20 protein-coding genes are annotated in these 21,895 nt (G+C 65.1%); 13 read left to right on the top strand and 7 right to left on the bottom strand.

Features of this window, described 5'->3' with window-relative positions:
• Window positions 1–117: 117 nt before the first annotated feature.
• Window positions 118–1,551 carry a hypothetical protein gene (locus tag AB6804_RS13990; RefSeq protein WP_370886932.1) on the top strand — a complete coding sequence of 478 codons (1,434 nt, stop codon included), beginning with the start codon at window positions 118–120 and terminating at the stop codon, window positions 1,549–1,551.
• 56 nt (window positions 1,552–1,607) lie between these two features.
• Here AB6804_RS13990 and AB6804_RS13985 read toward each other — a convergent pair whose 3' ends face one another.
• The 3 genes from AB6804_RS13985 to AB6804_RS13975 all read right to left on the bottom strand — a co-directional run bounded on the left by AB6804_RS13985 (window position 1,608) and on the right by AB6804_RS13975 (window position 3,710).
• Window positions 1,608–2,162, bottom strand: a complete 555-nt coding sequence (locus tag AB6804_RS13985; RefSeq protein WP_370886931.1) for an NADPH-dependent FMN reductase — start codon at window positions 2,160–2,162, stop codon at window positions 1,608–1,610.
• A 318-nt stretch (window positions 2,163–2,480) separates the two neighbouring features.
• Window positions 2,481–2,618 (bottom strand): hypothetical protein, encoded by a 138-nt coding sequence (locus tag AB6804_RS13980; protein ID WP_370886930.1) that lies wholly within the window; start codon window positions 2,616–2,618, stop codon window positions 2,481–2,483.
• A gap of 129 nt (window positions 2,619–2,747) precedes the next feature.
• Window positions 2,748–3,710, bottom strand: coding sequence for an AEC family transporter (locus AB6804_RS13975; RefSeq protein ID WP_370886929.1), 963 nt, complete (start codon window positions 3,708–3,710; stop codon window positions 2,748–2,750).
• A gap of 435 nt (window positions 3,711–4,145) precedes the next feature.
• Here AB6804_RS13975 and AB6804_RS13970 point away from each other — a divergent pair, with 435 nt between their 5' ends.
• A complete protein-coding gene (locus AB6804_RS13970) occupies window positions 4,146–4,715 on the top strand; it encodes a lipocalin family protein (protein WP_370886928.1) in 570 nt (189 codons plus the stop codon).
• Between the two features lie 30 nt (window positions 4,716–4,745).
• Here the strand turns inward: AB6804_RS13970 and AB6804_RS13965 are convergent, their stop codons facing one another.
• Window positions 4,746–5,000 carry a hypothetical protein gene (locus tag AB6804_RS13965; RefSeq protein ID WP_244795345.1) on the bottom strand — a complete coding sequence of 85 codons (255 nt, stop codon included), beginning with the start codon at window positions 4,998–5,000 and terminating at the stop codon, window positions 4,746–4,748.
• 102 nt (window positions 5,001–5,102) lie between these two features.
• Window positions 5,103–6,545 carry a sigma-54 interaction domain-containing protein gene (locus tag AB6804_RS13960; RefSeq protein ID WP_370886927.1) on the bottom strand — a complete coding sequence of 481 codons (1,443 nt, stop codon included), beginning with the start codon at window positions 6,543–6,545 and terminating at the stop codon, window positions 5,103–5,105.
• A gap of 266 nt (window positions 6,546–6,811) precedes the next feature.
• On the opposite strand from AB6804_RS13960, the gene AB6804_RS13955 reads away from it, so the two are divergent.
• From AB6804_RS13955 to AB6804_RS13940, 4 genes are all read left to right on the top strand, one after another.
• Window positions 6,812–8,212 (top strand): GntP family permease, encoded by a 1,401-nt coding sequence (locus AB6804_RS13955; protein WP_035962880.1) that lies wholly within the window; start codon window positions 6,812–6,814, stop codon window positions 8,210–8,212.
• Window positions 8,213–8,238: 26 nt separating this feature from the next.
• Window positions 8,239–9,030 carry a 3-hydroxybutyrate dehydrogenase gene (locus AB6804_RS13950; protein ID WP_370886926.1) on the top strand — a complete coding sequence of 264 codons (792 nt, stop codon included), beginning with the start codon at window positions 8,239–8,241 and terminating at the stop codon, window positions 9,028–9,030.
• 388 nt (window positions 9,031–9,418) lie between these two features.
• The gene (locus tag AB6804_RS13945; RefSeq protein WP_370886925.1) at window positions 9,419–10,996 is read left to right on the top strand and encodes a methyl-accepting chemotaxis protein; all 1,578 of its coding nucleotides are present in this window, start codon (window positions 9,419–9,421) and stop codon (window positions 10,994–10,996) included.
• Between the two features lie 63 nt (window positions 10,997–11,059).
• Window positions 11,060–11,293 carry a hypothetical protein gene (locus tag AB6804_RS13940; protein WP_040050611.1) on the top strand — a complete coding sequence of 78 codons (234 nt, stop codon included), beginning with the start codon at window positions 11,060–11,062 and terminating at the stop codon, window positions 11,291–11,293.
• 115 nt (window positions 11,294–11,408) lie between these two features.
• Here AB6804_RS13940 and AB6804_RS13935 read toward each other — a convergent pair whose 3' ends face one another.
• Complete coding sequence (locus AB6804_RS13935) at window positions 11,409–13,421, bottom strand: AI-2E family transporter (RefSeq protein ID WP_370886924.1); 2,013 nt, start codon at window positions 13,419–13,421, stop codon at window positions 11,409–11,411.
• Window positions 13,422–13,587: 166 nt separating this feature from the next.
• Here AB6804_RS13935 and AB6804_RS13930 point away from each other — a divergent pair, with 166 nt between their 5' ends.
• The 6 genes from AB6804_RS13930 (at window position 13,588) to zwf (ending at window position 19,568) form a co-directional block, all read left to right on the top strand.
• Window positions 13,588–13,770: a DUF1289 domain-containing protein gene (locus AB6804_RS13930; RefSeq protein ID WP_035962875.1), complete on the top strand. Its 183-nt coding sequence runs from the start codon at window positions 13,588–13,590 to the stop codon at window positions 13,768–13,770.
• A 67-nt stretch (window positions 13,771–13,837) separates the two neighbouring features.
• Window positions 13,838–14,104 carry a hypothetical protein gene (locus AB6804_RS13925; RefSeq protein ID WP_370887043.1) on the top strand — a complete coding sequence of 89 codons (267 nt, stop codon included), beginning with the start codon at window positions 13,838–13,840 and terminating at the stop codon, window positions 14,102–14,104.
• Between the two features lie 128 nt (window positions 14,105–14,232).
• Complete coding sequence (locus AB6804_RS13920) at window positions 14,233–14,853, top strand: glutathione S-transferase family protein (protein ID WP_370886923.1); 621 nt, start codon at window positions 14,233–14,235, stop codon at window positions 14,851–14,853.
• 24 nt (window positions 14,854–14,877) lie between these two features.
• Window positions 14,878–16,929: a pyridoxamine 5'-phosphate oxidase family protein gene (locus AB6804_RS13915; RefSeq protein WP_370886922.1), complete on the top strand. Its 2,052-nt coding sequence runs from the start codon at window positions 14,878–14,880 to the stop codon at window positions 16,927–16,929.
• Window positions 16,930–17,009: 80 nt separating this feature from the next.
• Window positions 17,010–17,909, top strand: a complete 900-nt coding sequence (locus AB6804_RS13910) for a LysR family transcriptional regulator (RefSeq protein ID WP_370887042.1) — start codon at window positions 17,010–17,012, stop codon at window positions 17,907–17,909.
• Window positions 17,910–18,092: 183 nt separating this feature from the next.
• A complete protein-coding gene (gene zwf / locus AB6804_RS13905; protein WP_370886921.1) occupies window positions 18,093–19,568 on the top strand; it encodes a glucose-6-phosphate dehydrogenase in 1,476 nt (491 codons plus the stop codon).
• Window position 19,569: 1 nt separating this feature from the next.
• Here the strand turns inward: zwf and AB6804_RS13900 are convergent, their stop codons facing one another.
• Window positions 19,570–20,823, bottom strand: a complete 1,254-nt coding sequence (locus AB6804_RS13900; protein WP_370886920.1) for an FUSC family protein — start codon at window positions 20,821–20,823, stop codon at window positions 19,570–19,572.
• 176 nt (window positions 20,824–20,999) lie between these two features.
• Between AB6804_RS13900 and wrbA the strand changes: the two genes are divergently transcribed.
• Window positions 21,000–21,602: an NAD(P)H:quinone oxidoreductase gene (gene wrbA / locus AB6804_RS13895; RefSeq protein ID WP_370886919.1), complete on the top strand. Its 603-nt coding sequence runs from the start codon at window positions 21,000–21,002 to the stop codon at window positions 21,600–21,602.
• Window positions 21,603–21,895 lie beyond the last annotated feature (293 nt).

Below are 21,895 nucleotides of genomic sequence, written 5' to 3'. Positions count from 1 at the left end.
GCGCAGCGCCGTGCGCAGCACGCCTCGCGATCCGGCACGGCAGTTGCGTCATCACACGCACGTGCGGCAACCGACGTTGCCGATCCCCGGAACACCGCGAGAAGCGAGGAGGCGACCATGCGACACACCGTCATCGGAGTATTCGATACCTACGACCAGGCCGAAGATGCGCGCTCGGCGCTGATCAGCGCGGGCTTCGCGCGCACCGACATCGAGTTGCAGGCGAACCCGAAACGCGACGACGCCGCCGTGCCATCCGACATGCCCGACGCGCAGACGCACTCGGAGCCGGGCGTGCTAGCAAATATCGAGCGCTTCTTCAGCATGCTGTTCGGCGGACGCGATCATCCGCCCGAAGTCGCGCATTATTCCGAAGCCGTGCGGCGCGGCGCGGTGCTCGTCGCCGTCGATACGGTCAGCCATGAGCAGGCCGAAATCGCCCGCGTGACGCTGTCGGATCGCGGCGCGATCGACATCGACGAACGCGCCGCGAGCTGGTCGACGCTCTCGCACGGCGCAAGCACGACGCCCGCCGCAAGCGACAGCCGCGATCATTCGATCCTCGACGAACTCGGTCTCGGACTGGGCAGCGGCGTGCCGGGCAAGGCGCCGGTGAACGAGCCGCGTGTCGACACCGCGCCGCGCGCGCGGGCGTATCCGCGTGCGGATGTCGGCGATCCGGCCGTCGCGCCGCTTTCCGATCCGCTGGTCGATCCCGTCGGCGCGCCGCGCGTCGATGTCCCCGCCCGCACCGATCCCGCGACGCTCACTTCGCGCGACTACGTGAGCGATCCCGCCGACGATGCGCTGATGCCGAGCGCGCGCCCGCAGCGCGACAGGGCGGAGCCGTCGAGCGTCCAGTACGAGCAGGTCGAAACGAAGACGACTGTCCGCACCGCCAGCGACCCGCTGGCAGGCCGCGATCCGGTGACCGGACGCGATCCGCTGGCGACCACGGGCATCGATCCGCTTGCCGGGACGCCCGCCGATCCGCTGGCGTCGGGTGCCGAAGTGGGCGCGGACGCGGGCGAGTTGCCCGGAGCGAGCAAGCGCGATCCGCTGCCCGGTGTGCGTGTCGATCCGGACACGGACTGGCGTTCGATCGATACCATCGAGCCGCTCAGCCCGCTCGACGAGCCCGCGAAGCCGCAGCAGTTGAACACGCAGAATCAGGTGCAATCGCAGTCGATGCCGGCGATGGGCGCGTCAGGCGATCCCATCGGCACGTCGGCGGCGTCGCAGGCGGCCGTGCCGCTCGGCCCGCGCACGACGCCGAACGAATACATGGAGTATGAGGAAGACTTCCGCGCCGATTACGACGCGAAGTATGCGGCGACCGGCGAGCCGTACGAGGACTATCAGGGCGCGTATCGCTACGGCGCGACGCTCGGCAACGACGACCGCTTCCGCAGCCGCGCATGGGACGACCAGATGGAGTATGAAATGCGCCGCGACTGGGCGACGCGGCATCCGGAAGGCGATACGTGGGATCGATTCAAGGCGGCGGTCCGTCACGGCTGGGATCGCGTGACGGGGCAACATCACATCTGATGCGCGTGATTGCTTCCTGACGACACGGCCCGCTCGTGCGGGCCGTTTTCATTGCGTCAGGCGGCGGCGTGGTCGCGCACCCACGCGGCGTACTTGTCCATGAAGCCCTGCAGATACTTGCGCGTGTCTTCGCTGACGATGTTCCCGTTCGCGTCGATGCGCTTGTCGTCGTGCTTGATGTACATCTCCGGCTGGCCCAGCAACGGGATATCGAGATACGCGCAGACGCCCCGCAGATGCGACTGCGCGATCGCCGTGCCGATCGCCCCCGGCGACGTGCCGATGACGGCGCCCGGCTTGCCGCCCCATGCGCTGTGTCCCCACGGGCGCGAGCCCCAGTCGAGAGCGTTTTTCAGGACGCCCGGAATGGAGCGGTTGTACTCGGGCGTGACGAACAGCAGGCCGTCGGCTTCCGAGATTTTTTGCTTGAGCGTGCGCGCGGACTCCGGAAAGTCGCTGTCGTATTCCTGGCTGTAGAGCGGCAGGCTGCCGATATCGACGTGTTCGAACGTGAAGTCGTCCGGTGCGAGCGTTTCGAGCGCATGCGCGAGCTGTCTGTTGAACGAATCGCGTCGCAGGCTTCCTACGACCACCGCGATCTTGTAGGCCATGACCTGATCCCCCGTCGATGAGAGTGAGTGAACCGGCGGGCTTCCGCCGGTCGCGAGGACACATCATATTCGGATCGACGGCGAACCGTCACGCGTCGGCGCAGCGTGGCGATTGAACCAATTTTTGTGATGAATCGCGCAGTCCAGTTCGTGCCGCGTCACTACACGGTTTGCGCTCAGCTATCCCCAAGTTTATCCACAGATTCTGTGGATAAGTCGGGGAGATGGACGGCAGGACGGCGGGTTTCGATTCATGGATGAAACAATGCGAGGCGTTGTTGCTTCGGAGGTTGCCTCCTGTCCGCTTTAACGTCGGCTTTACTGCCCGAAAAACACATTACATTGCGACGCCGGCCCTTGGCAGGACGAAGCCTGCTGCGCGTCCGCTGCGTGTGCCGCGCCGGCGGCAGTGAAAAGAGCAATGGACGCAGCGAGGATAGAAAGAATGCGCTTCATGAGACATCTCCTGAGGTTCGTTTGCCGATCGGACGTGATCGATGAGCGAACTTTATCCATCAGGCGTCTGCTGAAAAAGCGCATTCCCCTGAAGTAATTCTTGTCGTCAACGTAATAATCGGCGCGCGCTCAGAGCATGACCGCAAGACACAGCGTGACTGTGATGAGCGACAGCAGGGTCGAAAACAGTATCGTGCTGGATGTCACGCTGCCATCTCGCCGATAAAACTCCGCGAGCATGAACGGGCCGGTGCCCGTCGGCAGCGCGCTCAGTATCACCGCCGTCTTCGCCCACAGCCCCGGCAGCTTGAACACGTGAACGGCGAGCCACCAGGTCAGAAGCGGCTGCGCAATCAGCTTCAAGGCGACGAGCGCGCCCGTCGTCCTCACGTTGTGCGCTTCGCTCTTGCCGCCGAGAAACAGCCCGAGCGCGACCAGCGCGCAGGGACTCGCTGCTCCGCCCAGAAGCTTGATGAGCGCCTCGCCGCCCTGCGGCACGGCCAGTCCCGACGCGTTGAACAACGCGCCCGCGACCGGTGCGATCAACAGCGGATTCTTGCAGAGCGATTTCGCCACGCGCCACAGCGTCGCGCCGATGTGCCGCTGCGTTTGCAAGCCGAGTTCGATCAGGACGATCGCCACGCCGAACAGCACGCACACCGTCATGATCGTCGCGATGACGGCCGGCGCGAGGCTTTCCTTGCCGAACGCCAGCAGGCAAAGCGGCAAGCCGACGAAGCCGGTATTCGGATAGGCCGCGTTGAGCCCGTCGATGCTGGCGTCGGCGAGGGGTCGCGATTGCATCAGCCGCACGCCGAGCGTCAACGTGAACACGACTGCCGATCCGATCCCGAACACCGCAATGAACGCGGGCTGATCGAGCATGGCGAGCGGCGTTTTCGTCATCGTGTCGAAGAGCAGCGCGGGTAAGGCGAGATAAACGACGAACCGGTTCAGTTCCGATGCCGCAGCCGGTCCGAGCTTGTCGAGCTTGCGGCATGCAAAGCCGGCGAAGACGAGTCCGAAAACCGGCAGGATGATCGAGAGAAGCGGAGCGAGCAGCGCGGGCAGCCCGGAAACCAGCGATGACATGAGAGGCGTTTGCGGAACGCGAAAGGAGCCAAAGCATACCCGCCATCGCAAAGGTGAGAGAGTTCGGGAGCCGCGCGACGGTGAGACGGTCCGCACGGCGTGGCTCACGGATGGACTGTTTTGCCGGCTAGCTGTAGCGCGTGAAGGAATGCAAGTCTTTGATATTTAGAGCTTTGCCGGGCGCACGCGCTATCGCCCGAATGCGACGCCGAACCGCTGCAGCGCAGCCGTTCCGGTTTGTGGTGAGAACATTCGGGAGTCGCAGTATTCGAGCTGAATTGAAGTCAATCCCAGTACAAAAGTGCTTGCAGACCAACGGGTTGCAAACCGCGATCCGGTTCCAGGCAATGCCATCGCCCCCGCAAAGGTGAGGGTTTTCAGGAGTTCCGGAACGGCCCTTGCTCCCTCCGATGGCCCATTCATCCGCAAACAGCAATGAAATTCAGAAAACCTTGGACGTACGGCGCAGCGGCGCTAGTCGTGATCGCGGGCATCGGCGCGTTGGCCGCGTGTGCATTGCAGGGCGCCACTCGAAGCGGTAACGACAACGTGCCGGAACCGTCGAAGGCCGTCGATCTCGATCGCTATCTCGGCCACTGGTTCGAATTCGCGCGTTACGAGAACCGCTTCGAGCGCAACTGCGAGGCTGTCACCGCGAACTACGCGCGGCGTGAGGACGGACTGATCTCCGTCGTCAATGCGTGCCGCGAGGGCGGACTGTCAGGGAAATATCGCGCAGCGGAAGGACGCGCGAAAGTCGTCACCGGCTCGAACGGCACAAAGCTGGAGGTGTCGTTCTTCGGTCCGTTCTATGTCGGCGACTACTGGATTCTCGATCACGCCGACGACTACACGTGGTCGATCGTCGGCGAGCCAACAGGCCGTTACCTTTGGATTCTCACGCGTGAGGCGCGCCCTTCGGCGGAGTTGCGCCGCACACTGCTCGCAAGAGCAAGCGCACTCGGCTACGACGTCACGATGCTGCGGGAAACGCAGCACGACTGAAGCGCGCCGCCGTTCCTCGAGCCTCCCGCGTCAGTTCGCCTTGCACGCCAGCAGCAGCGCGTTCTGATTATTTTCGCTGGACTGCTCGAGCACGTCATAACCGCCCGGGCACGCCACCTTCGCGTTATCCGTGCAAAGACGCCAGCCGCCATAGGCCGGACACGTGACGAGTTGCGTGGGCCGGCCATCGGCAGAAAAAAGCGGCGGTGAACTGCTGCACCCGCCGAGCGCCGACACCCCCGCCGCGAGCAGCGCGATTGAGCCGATTCTTTTGCCGATCTTCATCCCGCACCCCTAGTTTTCCGGTCGTTATTCTTGGTTCCGATGGATGGCGCGAGTATGCCACGCGATGCCTTCGCATCCATTCGATCGTGCGCGCCGCCGATGTCACACCGCAATGCCGAGCGCCGCGATCTTCTTGTACAGCGTCGCGCGCCCGATGCCGATGCGCTGCGCCGCATCCGCGACACGCCCGCCGCTTGCGCGCAACGCATCGGAGAGGAAGCGCCGTTCGAAGTCGTTCATCGCTTCGGCATACGGCATCGGCAGCGCGGGCGGCGCGCCGTCATCGGGCGCGGGCAGCGTCGCGGGCTTTGAATCGATGAAAGGCGCGAGCGCCCGCGCATCGATATGCTCGCTTTCCGACAGCATCAGCGCGCGCTCGAGCGTGTTGCGCAATTCGCGGACGTTGCCGGGCCACGCGCAGGCCGTGAGCAGGCGCAGCGCGTCGTCGTGCAGCACGAACTGGCTGATGTGACCGGTGCGCGCTTCGCCCGACAGTTCCTCGAGGATCGCGTAAGCGAGCGCCTCGATGTCGCCGAGACGTTCGCGCAAAGGCGGCGCGTGGATCGTCAGCACGTTCAGGCGATAGAACAAATCCGCGCGGAACCGCCCCGCCGCGACCAGCGCCGGCAAATCCGCCGAGGTCGCCGCGATGATCCGCACATCCGCGCGCACGATGCGATTCGATCCGAGCGGCTCGAACTCCTTGTCCTGAAGCACGCGCAGCAGCTTGCCCTGCAAGGGCAGCGGCATGTCGCCGATCTCGTCGAGAAAGAGCGTGCCGCCGTCCGCCAGTTCGAACTTGCCGACGCGCCCCTTGCGCTCCGCGCCGGTGTACGCACCCGGTGCCGCGCCGAAGAATTCGACTTCCAGCAGCGTGTCCGGGATCGCCGCGACGTTCACGGTGACGAGCGGCTTGGCGGCGCGCGTCGATGCGCCGTGGATCGCGTGCGCGAGCAGTTCCTTGCCCGTGCCGGTTTCGCCGAGCAGCAGCACGGGCGAATCGACGAGTGCCGCGCGCCGCGCCTGCCGCTTCACTTCGAGACTCGCCGGACTCGTGCCGACGAAGCTCGCGAACGTGTACTTCGCGCGCCGCGCCTGCGCGAGCGACTGGCGCGTTGCGATCAATTCCTGCTGTACACGCGAGTAGTGCGCGAAAAGCGGCGTCAGCGCCTTCATCTCATCGAAGAGCGCGAAGCCGATGGCACCGACCGTCGCGCCCTGATCGTCCTTCAGCGGCAGCCGGGTGACGACGAGCGGCTCGCGATCCGTTTCGAGCACGTCGAGCAGAATCGGCTTGCCAGTCGCGACGACTTCGCGCATGAGGCTGTTCGGAATAACGGCTTCGCAATCGAGGCCGATGGCGTCGGTCGGATCGGAGAAACCGAAGCGCGCCGCATACCGCTTGTTGATCCAGACGACGCGGGAGTCCGCATCGACGATGAAAGTGCCTTCGCTCAGATTTTCGAAGGTCTTGAATAGCGATTCCATCGCGCGCCGCATGACGTCGCTATAGTCCGCCGGCACGTTGATCCAGTCGTTGCGCATGAGCGCATGTCTCCGTTTTTCTCGTATCGGCGACAGCGTATCTCATTTCGGAGACGATATGCAGTGCGGGTTGGCGGGTTTCGGCGCTGCGCGTCGTCTCGATCCGTAGACGCTTTCGCTCAACGGAGACGCTTCAAGCGCCTGGCGATACCCGCATCGCCAGTCTCTGCGGACGCTGGCACGGAACCTGCAAGTTTCCGCCCGCCGAAAGCGCCGTCACAAGGCGCACCGGAAACATTGCAAAGAACAAACATTATGGAGACTCAATGTCGTTCCTCATCGTACTCGCCGCCCTGGCGTTTCTGATGCTGGCCGCCTATCGCGGATACAGCGTCATCCTTTTCGCGCCGATCGCGGCTCTCGCGGCCGTCCTCCTCACCGATCCCGCCGCCGTCGCGCCGGTGTTCTCGGGCATCTTCATGGAGAAGATGGTCGGCTTCGTGAAGCTCTACTTCCCCGTGTTCCTGCTCGGGGCGGTGTTCGGCAAGGTGATCGAACTGTCGGGATTCTCCGAGTCGATCGTCGCGGCCGCGATTCGCTACATCGGCAAGTCGCGGGTGAATGCGGTGATCGTCGCAGTGTGCGCGCTGCTCACCTATGGCGGCGTCTCGCTGTTCGTCGTCGTGTTCGCGGTCTATCCGTTCGCGGCGGAGATGTATCGGCAAAGCAATATCCCGAAGCGGCTGATGCCCGGCGCAATCGCGCTCGGCGCGTTCTCCTTCACGATGGATTCGCTTCCCGGCACCCCGCAGATTCAGAACATCATTCCGACGACCTTCTTCAAGACGACCGGCTGGGCCGCGCCGTGGCTCGGCGTGATCGGTTCGGCGTTCATCATCGTCGTGGGTTTGAGTTTCCTCGAATGGCGCCGCCGCTCGACGATGGCCAAGGGTGAAGGCTATGGCACCTCGCTCGTGAACGAGCCGGAACGCGTCGAGTCGACGAATCTGCCGAATCCGCTGCTCGCGATTGCGCCGCTGGTGCTCGTCGGCGTCGCGAACTTCGCGCTTACGCGCTGGATTCCGCTGTGGTACGGCGCGAGCTACACGGTGGCGCCTGAAGCGCTGCCGGGCGTGCATACGCCGGTGACGACGGCCATCAAGCCGGTTATCGCCATCTGGGCTGTCGAAGGCGCGCTGCTGCTGGGCATTCTGCTCGTGCTGGTGACGGCGTTTCCGCGCGTGAAGGAACGCTTCGCGCCGGGCACGCGCGCGGCGGTCGCGGGCGCGCTGCTCGCCGCGATGAACACTGCGTCGGAGTATGGCTTCGGCGGTGTGATCGCTGCGTTGCCCGGCTTCCTCGTGGTATCGGATGCGCTCAAGAGCATTCCGAATCCGCTCGTCAATGCGGCGATTTCGGTGAGTTCGCTGGCGGGCATCACGGGATCGGCGTCGGGCGGGATGAGTATCGCGCTGGCGGCGATGTCGGATGTGTTCATCAAGGGCGCCGAAGCGGCGCATATTCCGCTGGAAGTGCTGCATCGCGTGGTCGCGATGGCGAGCGGCGGCATGGACACGCTGCCGCACAACGGCGCGGTGATCACGCTGCTTGCGGTGACGGGGCTGACGCATCGCGAGTCTTATCGCGATATCTTCGCCGTGACGATCATCAAGACGCTGGCTGTGTTCTTCGTGATCGGCGTGTATTACGCAACCGGCATCGTCTGATAACCCAAATAATAGGATAAGCGCTCATGACTCAATCCGCATCGAAAACGCTTGCCGGCAAGACGGCGCTCGTGACCGGCTCGACGAGCGGCATCGGCTTAGGCATTGCCACGGCGCTCGCGCACGCGGGCGCGAATCTCGTGCTGAACGGCTTCGGCGACGTGAGCGGCGCGCTCGCGCAGATCGAAGCCACTGGCGCGCAGGCGGTTCATCATCCCGCCGACATGACGAAGCCTGACGAGATCGAAGCGATGATCGCCTTCGCCAACGAGCGCTTCGGCGCGGTCGACGTGCTCGTGAACAACGCGGGCATTCAGCATGTCGCGACGATCGACGAGTTTCCGGTGGATCGCTGGGACGCGATCATCGCGATCAACCTGAGTTCGGCGTTCCATACGATGCGTGTCGCGCTTCCCGCGATGCGTGCGCGCAACTGGGGACGCGTGATCAACATTGCGTCGGTGCATGGACTGGTGGGATCGGCGGGCAAGTCGGCGTATGTCGCGGCGAAGCACGGCATTCTTGGGCTCACGAAGGTGGCGGCGCTGGAGAATGCGCGCACCGGCGTGACGGTCAATGCGATCTGTCCGGGATTCGTTCTGACTCCGCTCGTGCAGAAGCAGATCGACGATCTGGCGGCGCGTGAATCGCTTTCGGCGGATGCGGCGCGGGCGAAGTTGCTCGGGGAGAAGCAGCCGTCGGCGCAGTTCGTGACGCCGGAGCAGATCGGCGATATGACCGTGTTTCTATGTTCCGAAGCGGCGAGCGAGATGCGCGGGTCGGCGTTGCAGATCGATGGAGGGTGGAGCGCACAGTGATTTTGCGCTCGGGCCGCGTGGCGTTTGTTTTTGCATGTTGCTGCGCAAGCTTTTCTGCAGGTTGCTCTTGGTTGTCTTATGGGTCGCTGAGCCTGTATTCGTGTCGGTCTGTTTGCTCGCCCCGGGGAGGGGCGAACTAATAGACCGACACGATAAGAATCAACCACAGCGCAAGATGCCGAACGCAATAACAGTTCGAATGAAGAACGCCAGCCCGTCTCTCCAACGCGCCAGCCAGCAAAGAGCAAACAAAGGCGCTTCACGAACAGCGCCGAAGACCCTGAGTCATTCCGCCGCATTCCCCTAAACTTTGTAGGGAAATTTGCCGTTATGTCCATGAAATGCGAAAGCGCGTCACCGCGCGAAATCAAAAAAAGCAAAGGACATCATGCGCAACAACCAGCCGGTCACCCAGCACGAGTTCGATTACCCTGCCTCCGAGATGCTCGTCTCCGCGACCGATCTCTCCGGCAACATCCAGTACTGCAATCCGGCCTTCGTATCGGTCTCGGGCTACTCGCGCGATGAACTCGTCAGCCAGCCGCACAACACCATCCGCCATCCGGACATGCCGCGCGAAGCGTTCGCCGATCTCTGGTCGACCATCCGCGCCGGCCGCTCCTGGACCGCGCTCGTCAAGAACCGCCGCAAGAACGGCGATCACTACTGGGTGCGCGCCAACGTCACGCCCGTGATGGAGCACGGCAAGGCCGTCGGCTATCTCAGCGTGCGCGTCAAGCCGAGCCGCGCTGAAATCAACGAAGCCGAAGCCCTCTACGCAACCATGCGCAACGGCAATTCGCAGCATCGGCTCTTGGGCGGCGCGCTCGTGCGACGCGGCATCGCGGGCAAGCTCGCTGCCATCGCCCGCATGCCGGTCAGCGCGCGGGTCGCGATGGGCTTCGCCGCCATGCCGGCCGTCACGCTGATCGCGGCGCTGGCCGCCTGGCGCGGCGCGCCGCCGATGCCGTTCTGGATCGCGCTCGGCGCGGGCGCGGCGGCCAGCATCGCAGGATGGCTCGCACTCTCGCGTCAACTCGATACCCCCGTCCGCACGATGTCCGGCTTCGCCGCACGCATGGCCGCCGGCGACCTCACCGCCGACATCCCCGACGCGCGCCACGACGATCTCGGCGAAGTGCAGCGCGCGCTCGGCCAGCTCAAGGCGAATCTCGCCGCCATCGTGTTCGACGTGCGCGGCCAGATCGGCGGCGTGCTCGACGCCGCTCGCGAAATCTCCAGCGGCAACACGGATCTCTCGCGCCGCACCGAGTTGCAGGCGGCTTCGCTCGAACAGACAGCCGCGACGATGGACCAGCTCACCACGACCGTTCAAGGCAACGCGGACGCCACCGTGCGCGCCCTCGAAGTCGTCAAGGAAGCGCAGGCCGCGGCGGACGACGGCGGGCGCATCGCAAGCCAGGTCGAGCAGACGATGGAGCGGATCACGGCAGCCTCGCGTCGCATCGCGGACATCACCGACGTGATCGACGGCATCGCGTTCCAGACGAACATCCTCGCGCTCAACGCGGCCGTCGAAGCGGCGCGCGCAGGCGAGGCGGGCCGCTCGTTCGCGGTCGTCGCGACCGAAGTGCGCGGGCTCGCCCAGCGATGCGCGGCATCGGCGAAGGAAATCGAGAACGTGGTGGCGACGAGCGTCGCGCAGATCGCGGAAGGCACGAACCTCGTGTCGCGCACGACGAGTCAGATGCGCGCAATCGACGAAGCGGTCAACCGCGTATCGGCGATCATCATGGAAGTGGCGAAGGCGAGCGGCGAACAGGCCGACGGCATCGCGCAGGTGAATCAGGCAGTCGCCCATCTGGACGATTCGACACAGCAGAACGCCGCGCTCGTCGAGCAGGCTGCGGCCACGGCGAAGCGTCTCGCTGGACGCGCCGTCGTGCTCGACGAAGCGGTGCGTCTCTTCACCGTCGAGCCGGCGCGCGAGCGGACCACGGCGTAGCCGCGCGGGCGCGGCTACGGGCACTCTTGGTACTATCAGGACATTGCCAACGAGGAGTGCCCGATGACCGCTGAAAACAATCGCGTGGAAGAAGCGCGAGCGATGGAACGTATCGTCAATGCGACGAAGCAGGTGCAGACCGCGTTCCTCGGATTGCAGAAGCAGTTCCCGCCCGAAGGCGACGGCCGGCCATCGCAGATGGCGCTGCAAACATTCGACGCCGCGCTGCAGGAACTCGAAGACGCGCAAGCGGCGTTCGACACCATGCTCAACGATCTGTTCGACGGGAATCGCTGAGCGGGTCACGCGTCGAGCAGCGCGCATTGAAGGCGGCATGGCCCGCTTTCCCGCGCAAATGCGGCGCGTCGCCAACTACGGCGGTTACGGCCGTTACGGCTGACAGCGTTCCCGCTCACGCATTGCGCAACGCCGCGACATCCGCCCGCACGTTACTCTGCGCGGGCTCGGCGGGCTCGGCGGGCAACGCGCCCGGCGCCGTCCACGACACCGCGTCCGTGGATTGCCGACGCGCGGCGGCCACGCACGCATCGACCAGTTCCTTGAACGACACCGCCGCCGAACTGGTTCGCACGAGCACTTCGCCTTGCAGCGGACTCTCCGGAAACACCAGCCCGACGATCAGTTCCGCCGACGGCGCGCGCTGATGCAGCCGGCGCAAAAGGTTGCGCAGATACGGCGGCGATTCGGCGGCATCGAAGGACACGACGCAGATGATCGTCACGCCGGACAAGTCGACTTCGCCGAAGCGGCCACGCGAAAATCCCTCGTAGCCCGCCAGATCGGCGCCCAGCCCATGCTTGCGAAAGAGCTGCACGGCGATGGTCGCGGCGAGATCGTCCAGTTCGCTTCTACCCGCGATGCACAGGACCGACGCAGTGTGTCCTTCCGCAGCCGCGTCGAAGCGCTCGGGCGGCGTTTCGGACGCGATCTTCGCGGCCTCGTCCGACGACATCGGGCTCGCGGGCGGCTCCTCCTTGCGCGGCCCGGACGGCACGGTATCCTCCGTGTCCTCCAGCCCCTCGATGATGTCGAGCGCCGATTCGTTGATGCGCTTCAACTGGTCCGCCGTCACCACGCCGCGCTGCACGTCGTTGTGCGCAAGGCGCAGCCCTTCGAGCGCGACTTCGTCGTAATAGGCGATCAGCGAACGCTCCTTCAGCAGCGATTCCGCCTGCACGAGCGCCTCGTCGGGATCGTTCGCCAATAGCCGCTGATAGAAGTTCTCGGCGGGCGTGAGCGCGGGTCGATCGCCGAACAGGACGTCGAGAAATTCGAGCCGATCGACGTGACGGCCGAGAATCACGAGACAAAGCGTGAGCGGCGTCGACAGCACGAGGCCGATCGGCCCCCAGATCCAGCTCCAGAAAATCGCCGCGACGATCACCGCGAACGGCGAAAGCCCCGTGCTATGACCGTACAACAGCGGCTCGACGATTTGCCCCGCCGTGATGTCGGTGATGGCGAAGAGCACGACGGTCCAGATCAGCATCGTCCAGCCCGGGCCGACGGCCGCCGCGAAGACCACCGCGACGATCGCGGCGATCCACGTGCCGACGTAAGGCACGAAGCGCAGCAGCGTCGTCATCACGCCGAACAGCAGCGCGCCCGGCACGCCGATGATCGCGAGCCCGATCGAAATGACGATCCCGACGCCCACGTTGATACCCAGTTGCGCGAGGAAATAACGCGAGAGGCGGCGCGCGGCTTCGTCCATCGCGGTGGTCGCGCGGTGCAGGTCGCGCGAGCCGAAAAGACGAATCAGGCGGTCGCGCAAATCCTCTCGCTGCAACAGGATGAACACCGCGACCACGAGCACGATGCCGGTCGTCTCCAGCGGGCTTATCACCGGCGACAGAAAGCGCTGCGCGAGTTCGAGCGGCGTCGGCGTCGGCTCGTGAACTTCGACAGGCATCGGCTGGTCGATCGGGGACGCGGCCGGATTGTTCTCGTCGGTGCGCGGCTCCTGCTCGCGTGCGGGCGACACGCGCTTAAGCGCACGCGACGCGCGCCCGAGAAACTCGTCGGCGCGGCCCACGGTGAGGCGCTGGATGTTGTCGACCTTGCGTTCGACGGCCACCTGATACTTCGGCAGATCGCCCGCGAGTTGCGCTACCTGCGCACCGATCAGCGCGCCCACCGCCGTCAGCACCGACAACGCGACGACGACCGCGACGATCACCGACGGCACCTGCCCGAAGCGCAGGCGTCGCAGGAAATCGACGAACGGCGCAAGCAGAAAGCTCAACAGAATGGCGAGGATGATCGGGATCATCACCGCGCGCCCAAAGTAAAGCGCGCATATGACGACGACGCCCGTCAGCAGCGACGCCAGTGCGCGCAGGCCCGGCGCGTCGGGCGGCAGGACTTTGGCGGGGGGCCGGCGCGGACCGGGAAGCTGGGGCATGGAGATTGCGCTCTTCGAAGTAGTCAAGCGTGGAAGCAAGGCTCGTGCCGGTGAGTTTATACGGGAGCGTGCGGCATCTATCGCGGTCATCGACACAATCAGTTGGATGCGCTTGCATCCGCATGGGAAAGTGGTTGTCCTTCGTTAAAGCCGAGGCAAGACAAGTATGGGCGTCGATTCACCCTGCATCAGCATCTGCAAGTTCGATGAGAAGACCGGCTTCTGCATCGGCTGCCTGCGCACGAAGGAAGAGTGCAGGAAATGGAAGAAAATGAAGGACAAGCATCGCGTGCGGATCATCGACGACCGCGCCGCGCGCAAGGCAAAGCTGAAGAAGCACAAGAAATAGGCATCGGGGAAAGACTTCCAAGGAGTCGATGATGCGAGCAATGGCTTTTCTATGCGGCGTGTCGATCATGGCCGCCTCTCCCGCTCATGCGCAGTTGCATCCGAGCCCCGAAACGGACATGAACGCGCCGCACAACAGCACGCGTCTCATGCCCGGCGCTCCGCTTGGCAGCGAGTACCCGACGCACGGCAACGCGCAAGCCGGCGAACTCAATCTGAATCCGGCCGATCCGCGCGCCCAGTTGTCCAACGGCTTGCCGAACAACGCGAACAGCGGCGGATATGGTTCGCCGCTCGCGGGCAACAAGTCAAACGTGCCGCCGCGCGGCGACTAAATGCGACGCGACTGTTCTCGCAACGAGAACATTTATTTGAATTTCGCTGGTATTCACCTCGAAACGGCAAGAACCGATACTGCTTCACAGAGGCCGGGACGTCTCCCGGCCGTATCCGGGGAATTGCCATGAAGCTCTATCACCATCCGCTTTCGGGGCATTCGCATCGCGCGCGCCTCTTTCTGCATCTGTTGAACATCGAGCATGACGAGGAGCAGGTCGACCTCGCGGCGGGCGCGCACAAGTCGCCCGGGTTTTTGCGCATCAATCGCTTCGGTCAGGTGCCGGTGCTCGTCGACGGCGATCGCACCATCGCCGATTCGAACGCGATCCTCGTCTATCTCGCAAAGCGCGCCGGCGCAACGCAATGGCTCCCCGACACGCCCGAAGGCGCCGCCGCCGTGCAGCGCTGGCTATCGGTCGCGGCGGGGCAAATCGCGTTCGGCCCCGCTGCGGCGCGGCTCATCACCGTGTTCGGCAGCAAGTTCGACGCGAACGAAGTGATCGCCCGCGCGCATGCCGTGCTCAAGGTGATCGATGGCGAGTTGCAGGATCGCGAGTGGATCGCGGATATCGGCGGTGCGCATCCCACCATCGCGGATGTCGCGCTTTACAGCTATATCGCGAGCGCGCCGGAAGGCAATGTCGATCTGTCCGGCTATCGCAACGTGAACGCGTGGCTGCGGCGCATCGAAGCGTTGCCCGGCTTCGTGCCGTTCCAGAAGACGGCCGCCGGTCTCGCCGCCTGATACCCGCGCCCGGAGCTCAAGATCATGTCCACACCGTCTTCGATCCCGGCGACGCCCTGGCATCGCGGCGAGATCGCGCTGCAAAAGGCCGCGGGCGCCTACGACCGCATGCGCGCACTCGGCCAGCGCGTCGTGCGCGACTACATGCCGGAGCAGCATCGGCAATTTTTCGCGCAGTTGCCGTTCGTCGTTGCCGGCACGGTCGATGATCACGGTGACGCCTGGGCGACCTTTCTAACGGGCCGTCCCGGCTTCATGCAAACGCCCGATGCCACGACGCTGTCGGTCGCGCATGCACCCGATCCGCTCGATCCCGCCGATGCCGGTCTGGGCGACGGCGCATCCATCGGCATGCTCGGCATCGAACTGCATACGCGCCGCCGCAATCGCGTGAACGGCGTGATTCATCGTCACGGCGATGCGTTCGACCTGCGTGTCGAGCAGAGCTTCGGCAATTGCCCGCAATACATTCAACTCCGCGACTTCACCTTCGTGCGCGACGAGCCGCCGACGGCGCAGCCCATCGCGCTCGATGCAAACTCGCCTCGCATGCGGTCGATGATCGAGCGCGCCGATACGTTCTTCGTCGCGTCGTACTTCGACCGCGAGGACGGGCATCGTCAGGTGGACGTGTCGCATCGCGGCGGCAAGGCGGGTTTCGTGCGCGTATCCCGCGGCGGCGACGGCGCGCTCACCATTCCCGACTTCGCCGGCAATCTCTTCTTCAACACGCTTGGCAACATTTCGGTGAACGGCAAGGCCGGCCTGGTGTTCGCGGACTTCGCGACGGGCGACGTGCTGCAACTCACGGGCGACGCGCAAGTGCTGACGGATTCGCCGGAAATCGCCGCGTTCCAGGGCGCGGAACGCCTGTGGCGCTTCACGGCGCGCCGCGTCGTGCTGCGTGAAGCTGCGCTGCCGCTGCGCTGGGCTTTTCGCGACGAAGGCTGGTCGCCGAATTCGCTGATGACCGGCGACTGGAACGAAGCGGCGCAACGCATCAAGGCTGCGGCGCTCGCGGATGCGTGGCGGCCGTATCGCGTGAGCCGGATCGTCGATGAAAGCGATGTGATCCGCTCGTTCTGGCTCGAACCCGCCGATGGCGCGGGCATCGTGCCGCACGCCGCCGGCCAGCACTTGCCGGTGCGCGTGACGCTGCCCGGCGCCGCGAAGCCGGCCGTGCGGACTTACACGCTGTCGGTCGCGCCGCGCGATGGCGTCGTGCGGATCAGCGTGAAGCGCGAAGGCCGCGTGTCGGCGCATCTGCACGATACGCTGAAAGTGGGCGACATCATCGAGGCGCGCGCGCCAGCAGGCAGCTTCACGATCGATCCGTTCGAAACGCGCCCCGCCGTGTTGCTGGCCGCCGGCGTCGGCATCACGCCGATGCTCGCGATGCTGCGTCACATCGTCTATGAAGGATTGCGCACGCGGCGGGTTCGCCCAACGTGGCTGATCGCATCGGCGCGCACGCTCGCGAGCCGCGCGTTCGCCGCTGAAATCGACGCGCTCGCCCAAAGCGCGGGCGGCGCGGTGCACGTGATCCGCGTGCTGAGCGACAGCCAGGGCGCGGAACTGACGCGCGATTACGATGTGTCGGGTCGCATCGACATCGACATGTTGACGAGCCGTCTGCCGTTCAACGATTACGACTTCTATCTGTGCGGTCCGGGCGCGTTCATGCAATCGCTTTACGACGGCCTGCGCGCGCTGAACGTCGCGGATGCGCGCATTCATGCCGAAGCGTTCGGACCGGCATCGTTGAATCGCGATGCCGAGCATCAGCCGATGCGTCCTCCCGCGCAGCAAGCGGTCGCGGTCCGTTTCGCGAAGTCGAATCGCGATGTGCAATGGAAGCCCGAAGGCGGCAGTCTGCTCGAACTCGCCGAAGCGTCGGGCGTCGATGCGGAATCGAATTGCCGCGGCGGCACGTGCGGCACATGCAGAACCCGCATCGTCAAGGGCGCGGTGACGTACAAGAAAGCGCCCGCGTACGAAGTCGCACAGAACGAAGCGCTGATCTGTTGCGCGATGCCCGCCGCCGACACCGAAGGCGCACTGGAACTCGATCTCTGAAGCGCCGCGCCGCGATTGCGACCGATGCCCGCATGCCCGAGAATGCACGGCAACTCATCCGCCCGCTTCCCGCATCCGACATGGACCGCTTTCAGGCAATGTCGACCTTCGTCACGGTGGTCGAAACCGGCGGCTTTGCCTCCGCCGCGCGCAAACTCGATGTATCGCCTTCGGTCGTGAGCCGCGTCGTCACCGAGCTGGAGGAACGGCTCGGCGTGCGGCTCCTGACGCGCACGACGCGCGTCGTGCGTCTCACCGATGCCGGCAGCGGCTTCTTCGAAGACTGCCGGCGCATTCTCGGCGAAGTCGACAGCGCCGAACTCGCGGCGCGAGGCACGCATGCGGCGCCGCGCGGCGTGCTTTCGCTGACCGCGCCCGTGCTGTTCGGCAGGCTGCACGTGACGCCGATCGTGCTCGACTACCTCTCGCGCTATCCCGAAGCCGATGCGAACTGCTGGTTCATCGACCGCGTGGTGAATCTCGTCGATGAGGGCATCGACGTGGCCGTGCGTATCGCGCAACTGCCGGACTCGTCGTTGCAGGCGATTCCGGTCGGGCGCGTGCGGCGCGTGCTGTGCGCCTCGCCCGGCTATCTCGCGAAGCATGGCGCACCGGTGCATCCCGACGATCTCGAGCGGCATACGATCATCGCATCGACGGGATCGTCGACGCCGCCCGAATGGCGGCTCCACGACGGCGAGCGCCAGATCCTCGTACACACGCATCCGCGCTTCATGACGACGACGAACGATTCGGCCATCGACGCCGCGCTCGCGGACTTCGGCATCGCACGGCTGCTGTCGTATCAGGTCGCGCAGCATGTGAGCGAAGGACGGCTCGTCATCGTGCTGCCCGAGTATCAGCCGCCGCCGCTGCCGATTCATCTGGTGCATCGCGAAGGCCGCCACGTCACGCAGAAGGTGCGCGCGTTTCTCGATCTCGCGGTCGCCACGCTGCGTGCGGATGAATCGTTGCGCTGATCGCGCTAAACAGACGCGGCGGCGCGTGGCTGCGGGAATCTTTGCGTGAATCGAACGTCCGTTAGCGCACGGGCCGTGCAAAATGGCGGCAAACCATGCAACATAGCTCTCTTCAGCGCGTTGCATCGGGCATCGTTTCCGCTCGATGCAACCGGCTCTTCGAACCTCAACGGCTCACGCACCATGACGAATTCGACATCTCCCTCGAACGAACGCCCGCTCGACATGATCATCTTCGGCGGCGGCGGAGACCTGGCCGCGCGCAAGCTGCTGCCCGCGCTCTACATGGCGCACACGCACTGCAACCTGCCCGCCGATACGCGCATTCTCGCCATCGGCCGCAAGGACTGGACGCGCGAAGATTATCTGAAGAACTTCATGGAAAAGCAGTCGCGTCCGTTCATCGACGAGAAGGCTTTCGACGCCCAGTCGTGGGACAAATTTCTCGCGCTGTTCGACTACGTACGCGTCGATGCCGAGAACCCGGACGACTTCCGCAGGCTCGCGGAAGCATCGCGCGACGGCGCGCAGCGCGTGTTCTATCTGTCGACGTCGCCGGAACTGTTCACGACCATCTGCGACAACCTCGCGGCGGCGGGCATCGTCGACGATCATGCGCGCGTCGTGCTGGAAAAGCCGCTCGGTCACGATCTCGCCTCGGCGCGCGCCATCAACGATGCGGTCGGCAAGCGTTTCAAGGAAGAGCAGATCTATCGCATCGACCATTATCTCGGCAAGGAAACGGTGCAGAACCTGATGGTGCTGCGCTTCGGCAATGCGATCTTCGGGCCGCTGTGGCAGTCGCCGTATATCAAGAGCGTGCAGATAACGGTGTCGGAGACGGTGGGCGTCGGCAGCCGCGCGGGCTTCTACGATCACACCGGCGCGCTGCGTGACATGGTGCAGAACCACTTGCTGCAACTGCTGTGCATCGTTGCGATGGAACCGCCGGTCTCGCTCGATCCCGACGCCGTGCGCGACGAAAAGCTGAAGGTGCTGAAGTCGCTGCGCCCGATGACCGTGTCGGACATCGCCCGCGACACCGTGCGCGGCCAGTATGCGGCGGGCGCGGTCGGCGGCGAGCCGGTGAAGGGCTATCTGCAGGAAGAGAACGTGCCCGCCGACAGCCGCGCCGAGACGTTCGTCGCGTTGCGCGCGCATATCAACAACTGGCGCTGGGCCAACGTGCCGTTCTTTCTGCGCACCGGCAAGCGGATGCAGACGCGCAAGTCGGAAATCGTAATCGATTTCGCGGACCTGCCGTTCTCGATCATCCCGAGCGGGCCGCGCAATTACGGCAACCGTCTCATCATCACGCTGCAGCCGGAAGAGTCCATCCAGTTGCAGATGCTCGCGAAGGAACCCGGCAGCGGCATGCAGATGCTGCCCGTGAACCTGAATCTCGACTTGCAGCAGGCGATGACCCAGCGCCGCGCCGAAGCGTATGAGCGCCTGTTGATCGATGTCATTCGCGGACGTCTCACGCATTTCATGCGCCGCGACGAACTGGAAGCGGCGTGGGCGTGGGTCGAACCGATTCTCAACGGCTGGAAGGAACTGGGCGACAAGCCGCGTGGTTACACGGCGGGCACGTTCGGGCCGGCGGCTTCGTCGGCGCTGATGGCGCGAGAAAATCTGGCCTGGGCGGAAGAGGCCTGATTCACGCCGCGCGGCGGCGGGATATCGCGGTTCCGGCGGCCATCACGGCAGCCAGCACCGCGATGCCGCTCACGATGCCCGCAAGCCGCAAGAGCGCGGGCATCGGGTCGGACGACCATTCATGGTCCTGCACGAACACCATGATGAACGCGATGGTGAACTGCCGTCCCACATAGCTCGCGCCTTGCGAGCCCGTCTGCACGTGACAGCCGATCCACACGCCCGCGCATAGCGCGAGCATGCACGCGAGGGCGTTGTCGCCGATCAGCGGCAACAGCGCAAGACTGAGCGCGCCCGCGAGCAGGCAGCCGGCGAAGCGCTGGACCATGCGCGCGGCGATCGGCTTTCGCGTCGGCTGACCGAGCGACGATGCGGGCAGGATCAACACGGCGATGGCCGTCACCATCGCCTGAGGGAAGCCCGGCAGGTCGTACGCATACGCCAGCGAAGCGAGGATCACGACGGACCACGCGGCGTGCCAGGCAATGCGCCTGTGCCGCGCCTCGGCCGATGCTTCGAGCCGCGCCGCGTCGGAGCGCACGAGCGCGGTCTTGTGGCTCGCGCCGTCCACGCGATCCGCCGTCGATGCGGCCAGCGCGCCGGGCATCGGCGCAACGCCGCGTGACTTCCGATAATGCTGCACGCCCGCGTGAAAGAGCGCGGAGACGGCCACGCAAGCCAGCGTCCCGACGACGACTTCGGCCACGCGCAGCAGCGCGAACGATGCCGTCGCCGATGCCGACGCCAGCCGGTGCGCCTCGAACGTCACCATCAGCGACGTGACCGCGCCGAGCACCCACGCGTAGCCCGCATCGGAGACGAGCGCCCGATACACCGACACACCCGCGATCACGCCGAGCAAGGGCACGAAGAGCCACGGCGTGTCGCCGATGAGCGGTCCCGCCGTCGCGCCGAGCAGCGCACCCGCAATCGTGCCGAGCACGCGATGCACGCCGCGTTGCGCGCACGCCGAAAATTTCGAGTGCATCACCGCGAACCCGCTGATCGCGGCCCACCAGACATGCGTGAGATCGAAGACGTGCGCGAGCGCGACCGCAAGCGCTACGGACAGCATCGCCTGCGTGCCGAAACGCGCGCGTGACGACGACGGCCGAATCGCGACGAGTTCGCGGCCGAGTGCGCCGAACGCGTCGCGCAGGATGCCGCCGAGCGCGCCGAGGCTGGCTGCGGCGCGACGATTGACGCGGCGCGCGCTGCGGTTGGCCCTGCTGTCGGCGGGCTGATCGTTGGGCATCGTTCGTGCGGTTGTCGTGCATCACATCCGAGCGTAGCCGCGTATCGGCGATGACGCAAAGAAACGCATCGGAACAGTTGCAAAAGCGCGAAAGGCGTTTTCTGCAGCACTCCGAAGCCGATGCTATCGTGTGCGATCGCGCTCGACCTCGACCCATCCCGACACAAGGACATCTCATGGCGAAAGTGCTGGTTCTCTACTACTCGATGTATGGCCACGTCGAAACGATGGCGCAGGCCGTCGCCGAAGGAGCGGGCGGCGTGGCGGGCGTCGAGGTGACGGTCAAGCGCGTGCCCGAAACGATTCCCGCCGATCAGGCCTCGGTCATCGGCGTGAAGCTGGATCAGCAAGCGCCGGTCGCCAGCATCGACGAACTCGGGAACTACGACGCCATCGTCTTCGGCACGCCGACGCGCTTCGGCAACATGGCCGGCCAGATGCGAACCTTCCTCGACCAGACCGGCGGGCTATGGGTGAAAGGCGCGCTGATCGGCAAGGTCGGCAGCGTGTTCACGTCGACGGCGTCGCAACACGGCGGCCAGGAAACCACGATCACATCGTTCCACACGACGCTGCTGCATCACGGCATGGTGATCGTCGGCGTGCCGTATGCGTGCCCCGCGCTGACCAACATGCAAGAGATCACCGGCGGCACGCCCTATGGCGCGACGACGATCGTCGGCCCCGACGGCAAGCGGCAGCCGACGGACAACGAACTCGAAATCGCGCGATATCAGGGCAAGCATGTGGCCGAGCTTGCGGTAAGGATCGCGGGTTGATCGCGGCTGTAGGACCGTGGCAAACAGGTCGGGCGATGGCTGTTGGCGTTGCGCCCACTGTCGCTCGCGCGGACGCCCATGCAACCGTGCGTGTGCCGCTGGCATGGTCGCTGCATGGTTCAGGGTGTCACGTCTCGTCAGCCTGCCACTGCAAGACGTGACCGGACCGGTTGCCTAGTGCGCCGGTCCGTTCTTATCGGCCTAGCCGATATTCGCTCGAATTGTTCGGGAAACTAACGAGTTGTTCAACGAAGCTTTGCGGCTGAATGAACGGCTTGTCGCGCCCCTGAAAA

Source organism: Caballeronia sp. RCC_10 (genome assembly GCF_041360715.1).
Lineage (GTDB): Bacteria > Pseudomonadota > Gammaproteobacteria > Burkholderiales > Burkholderiaceae > Caballeronia > Caballeronia grimmiae.
Note: the sequence above shows the minus strand (reverse complement) of the source record. Positions and strands in the feature narration are given on the sequence as shown.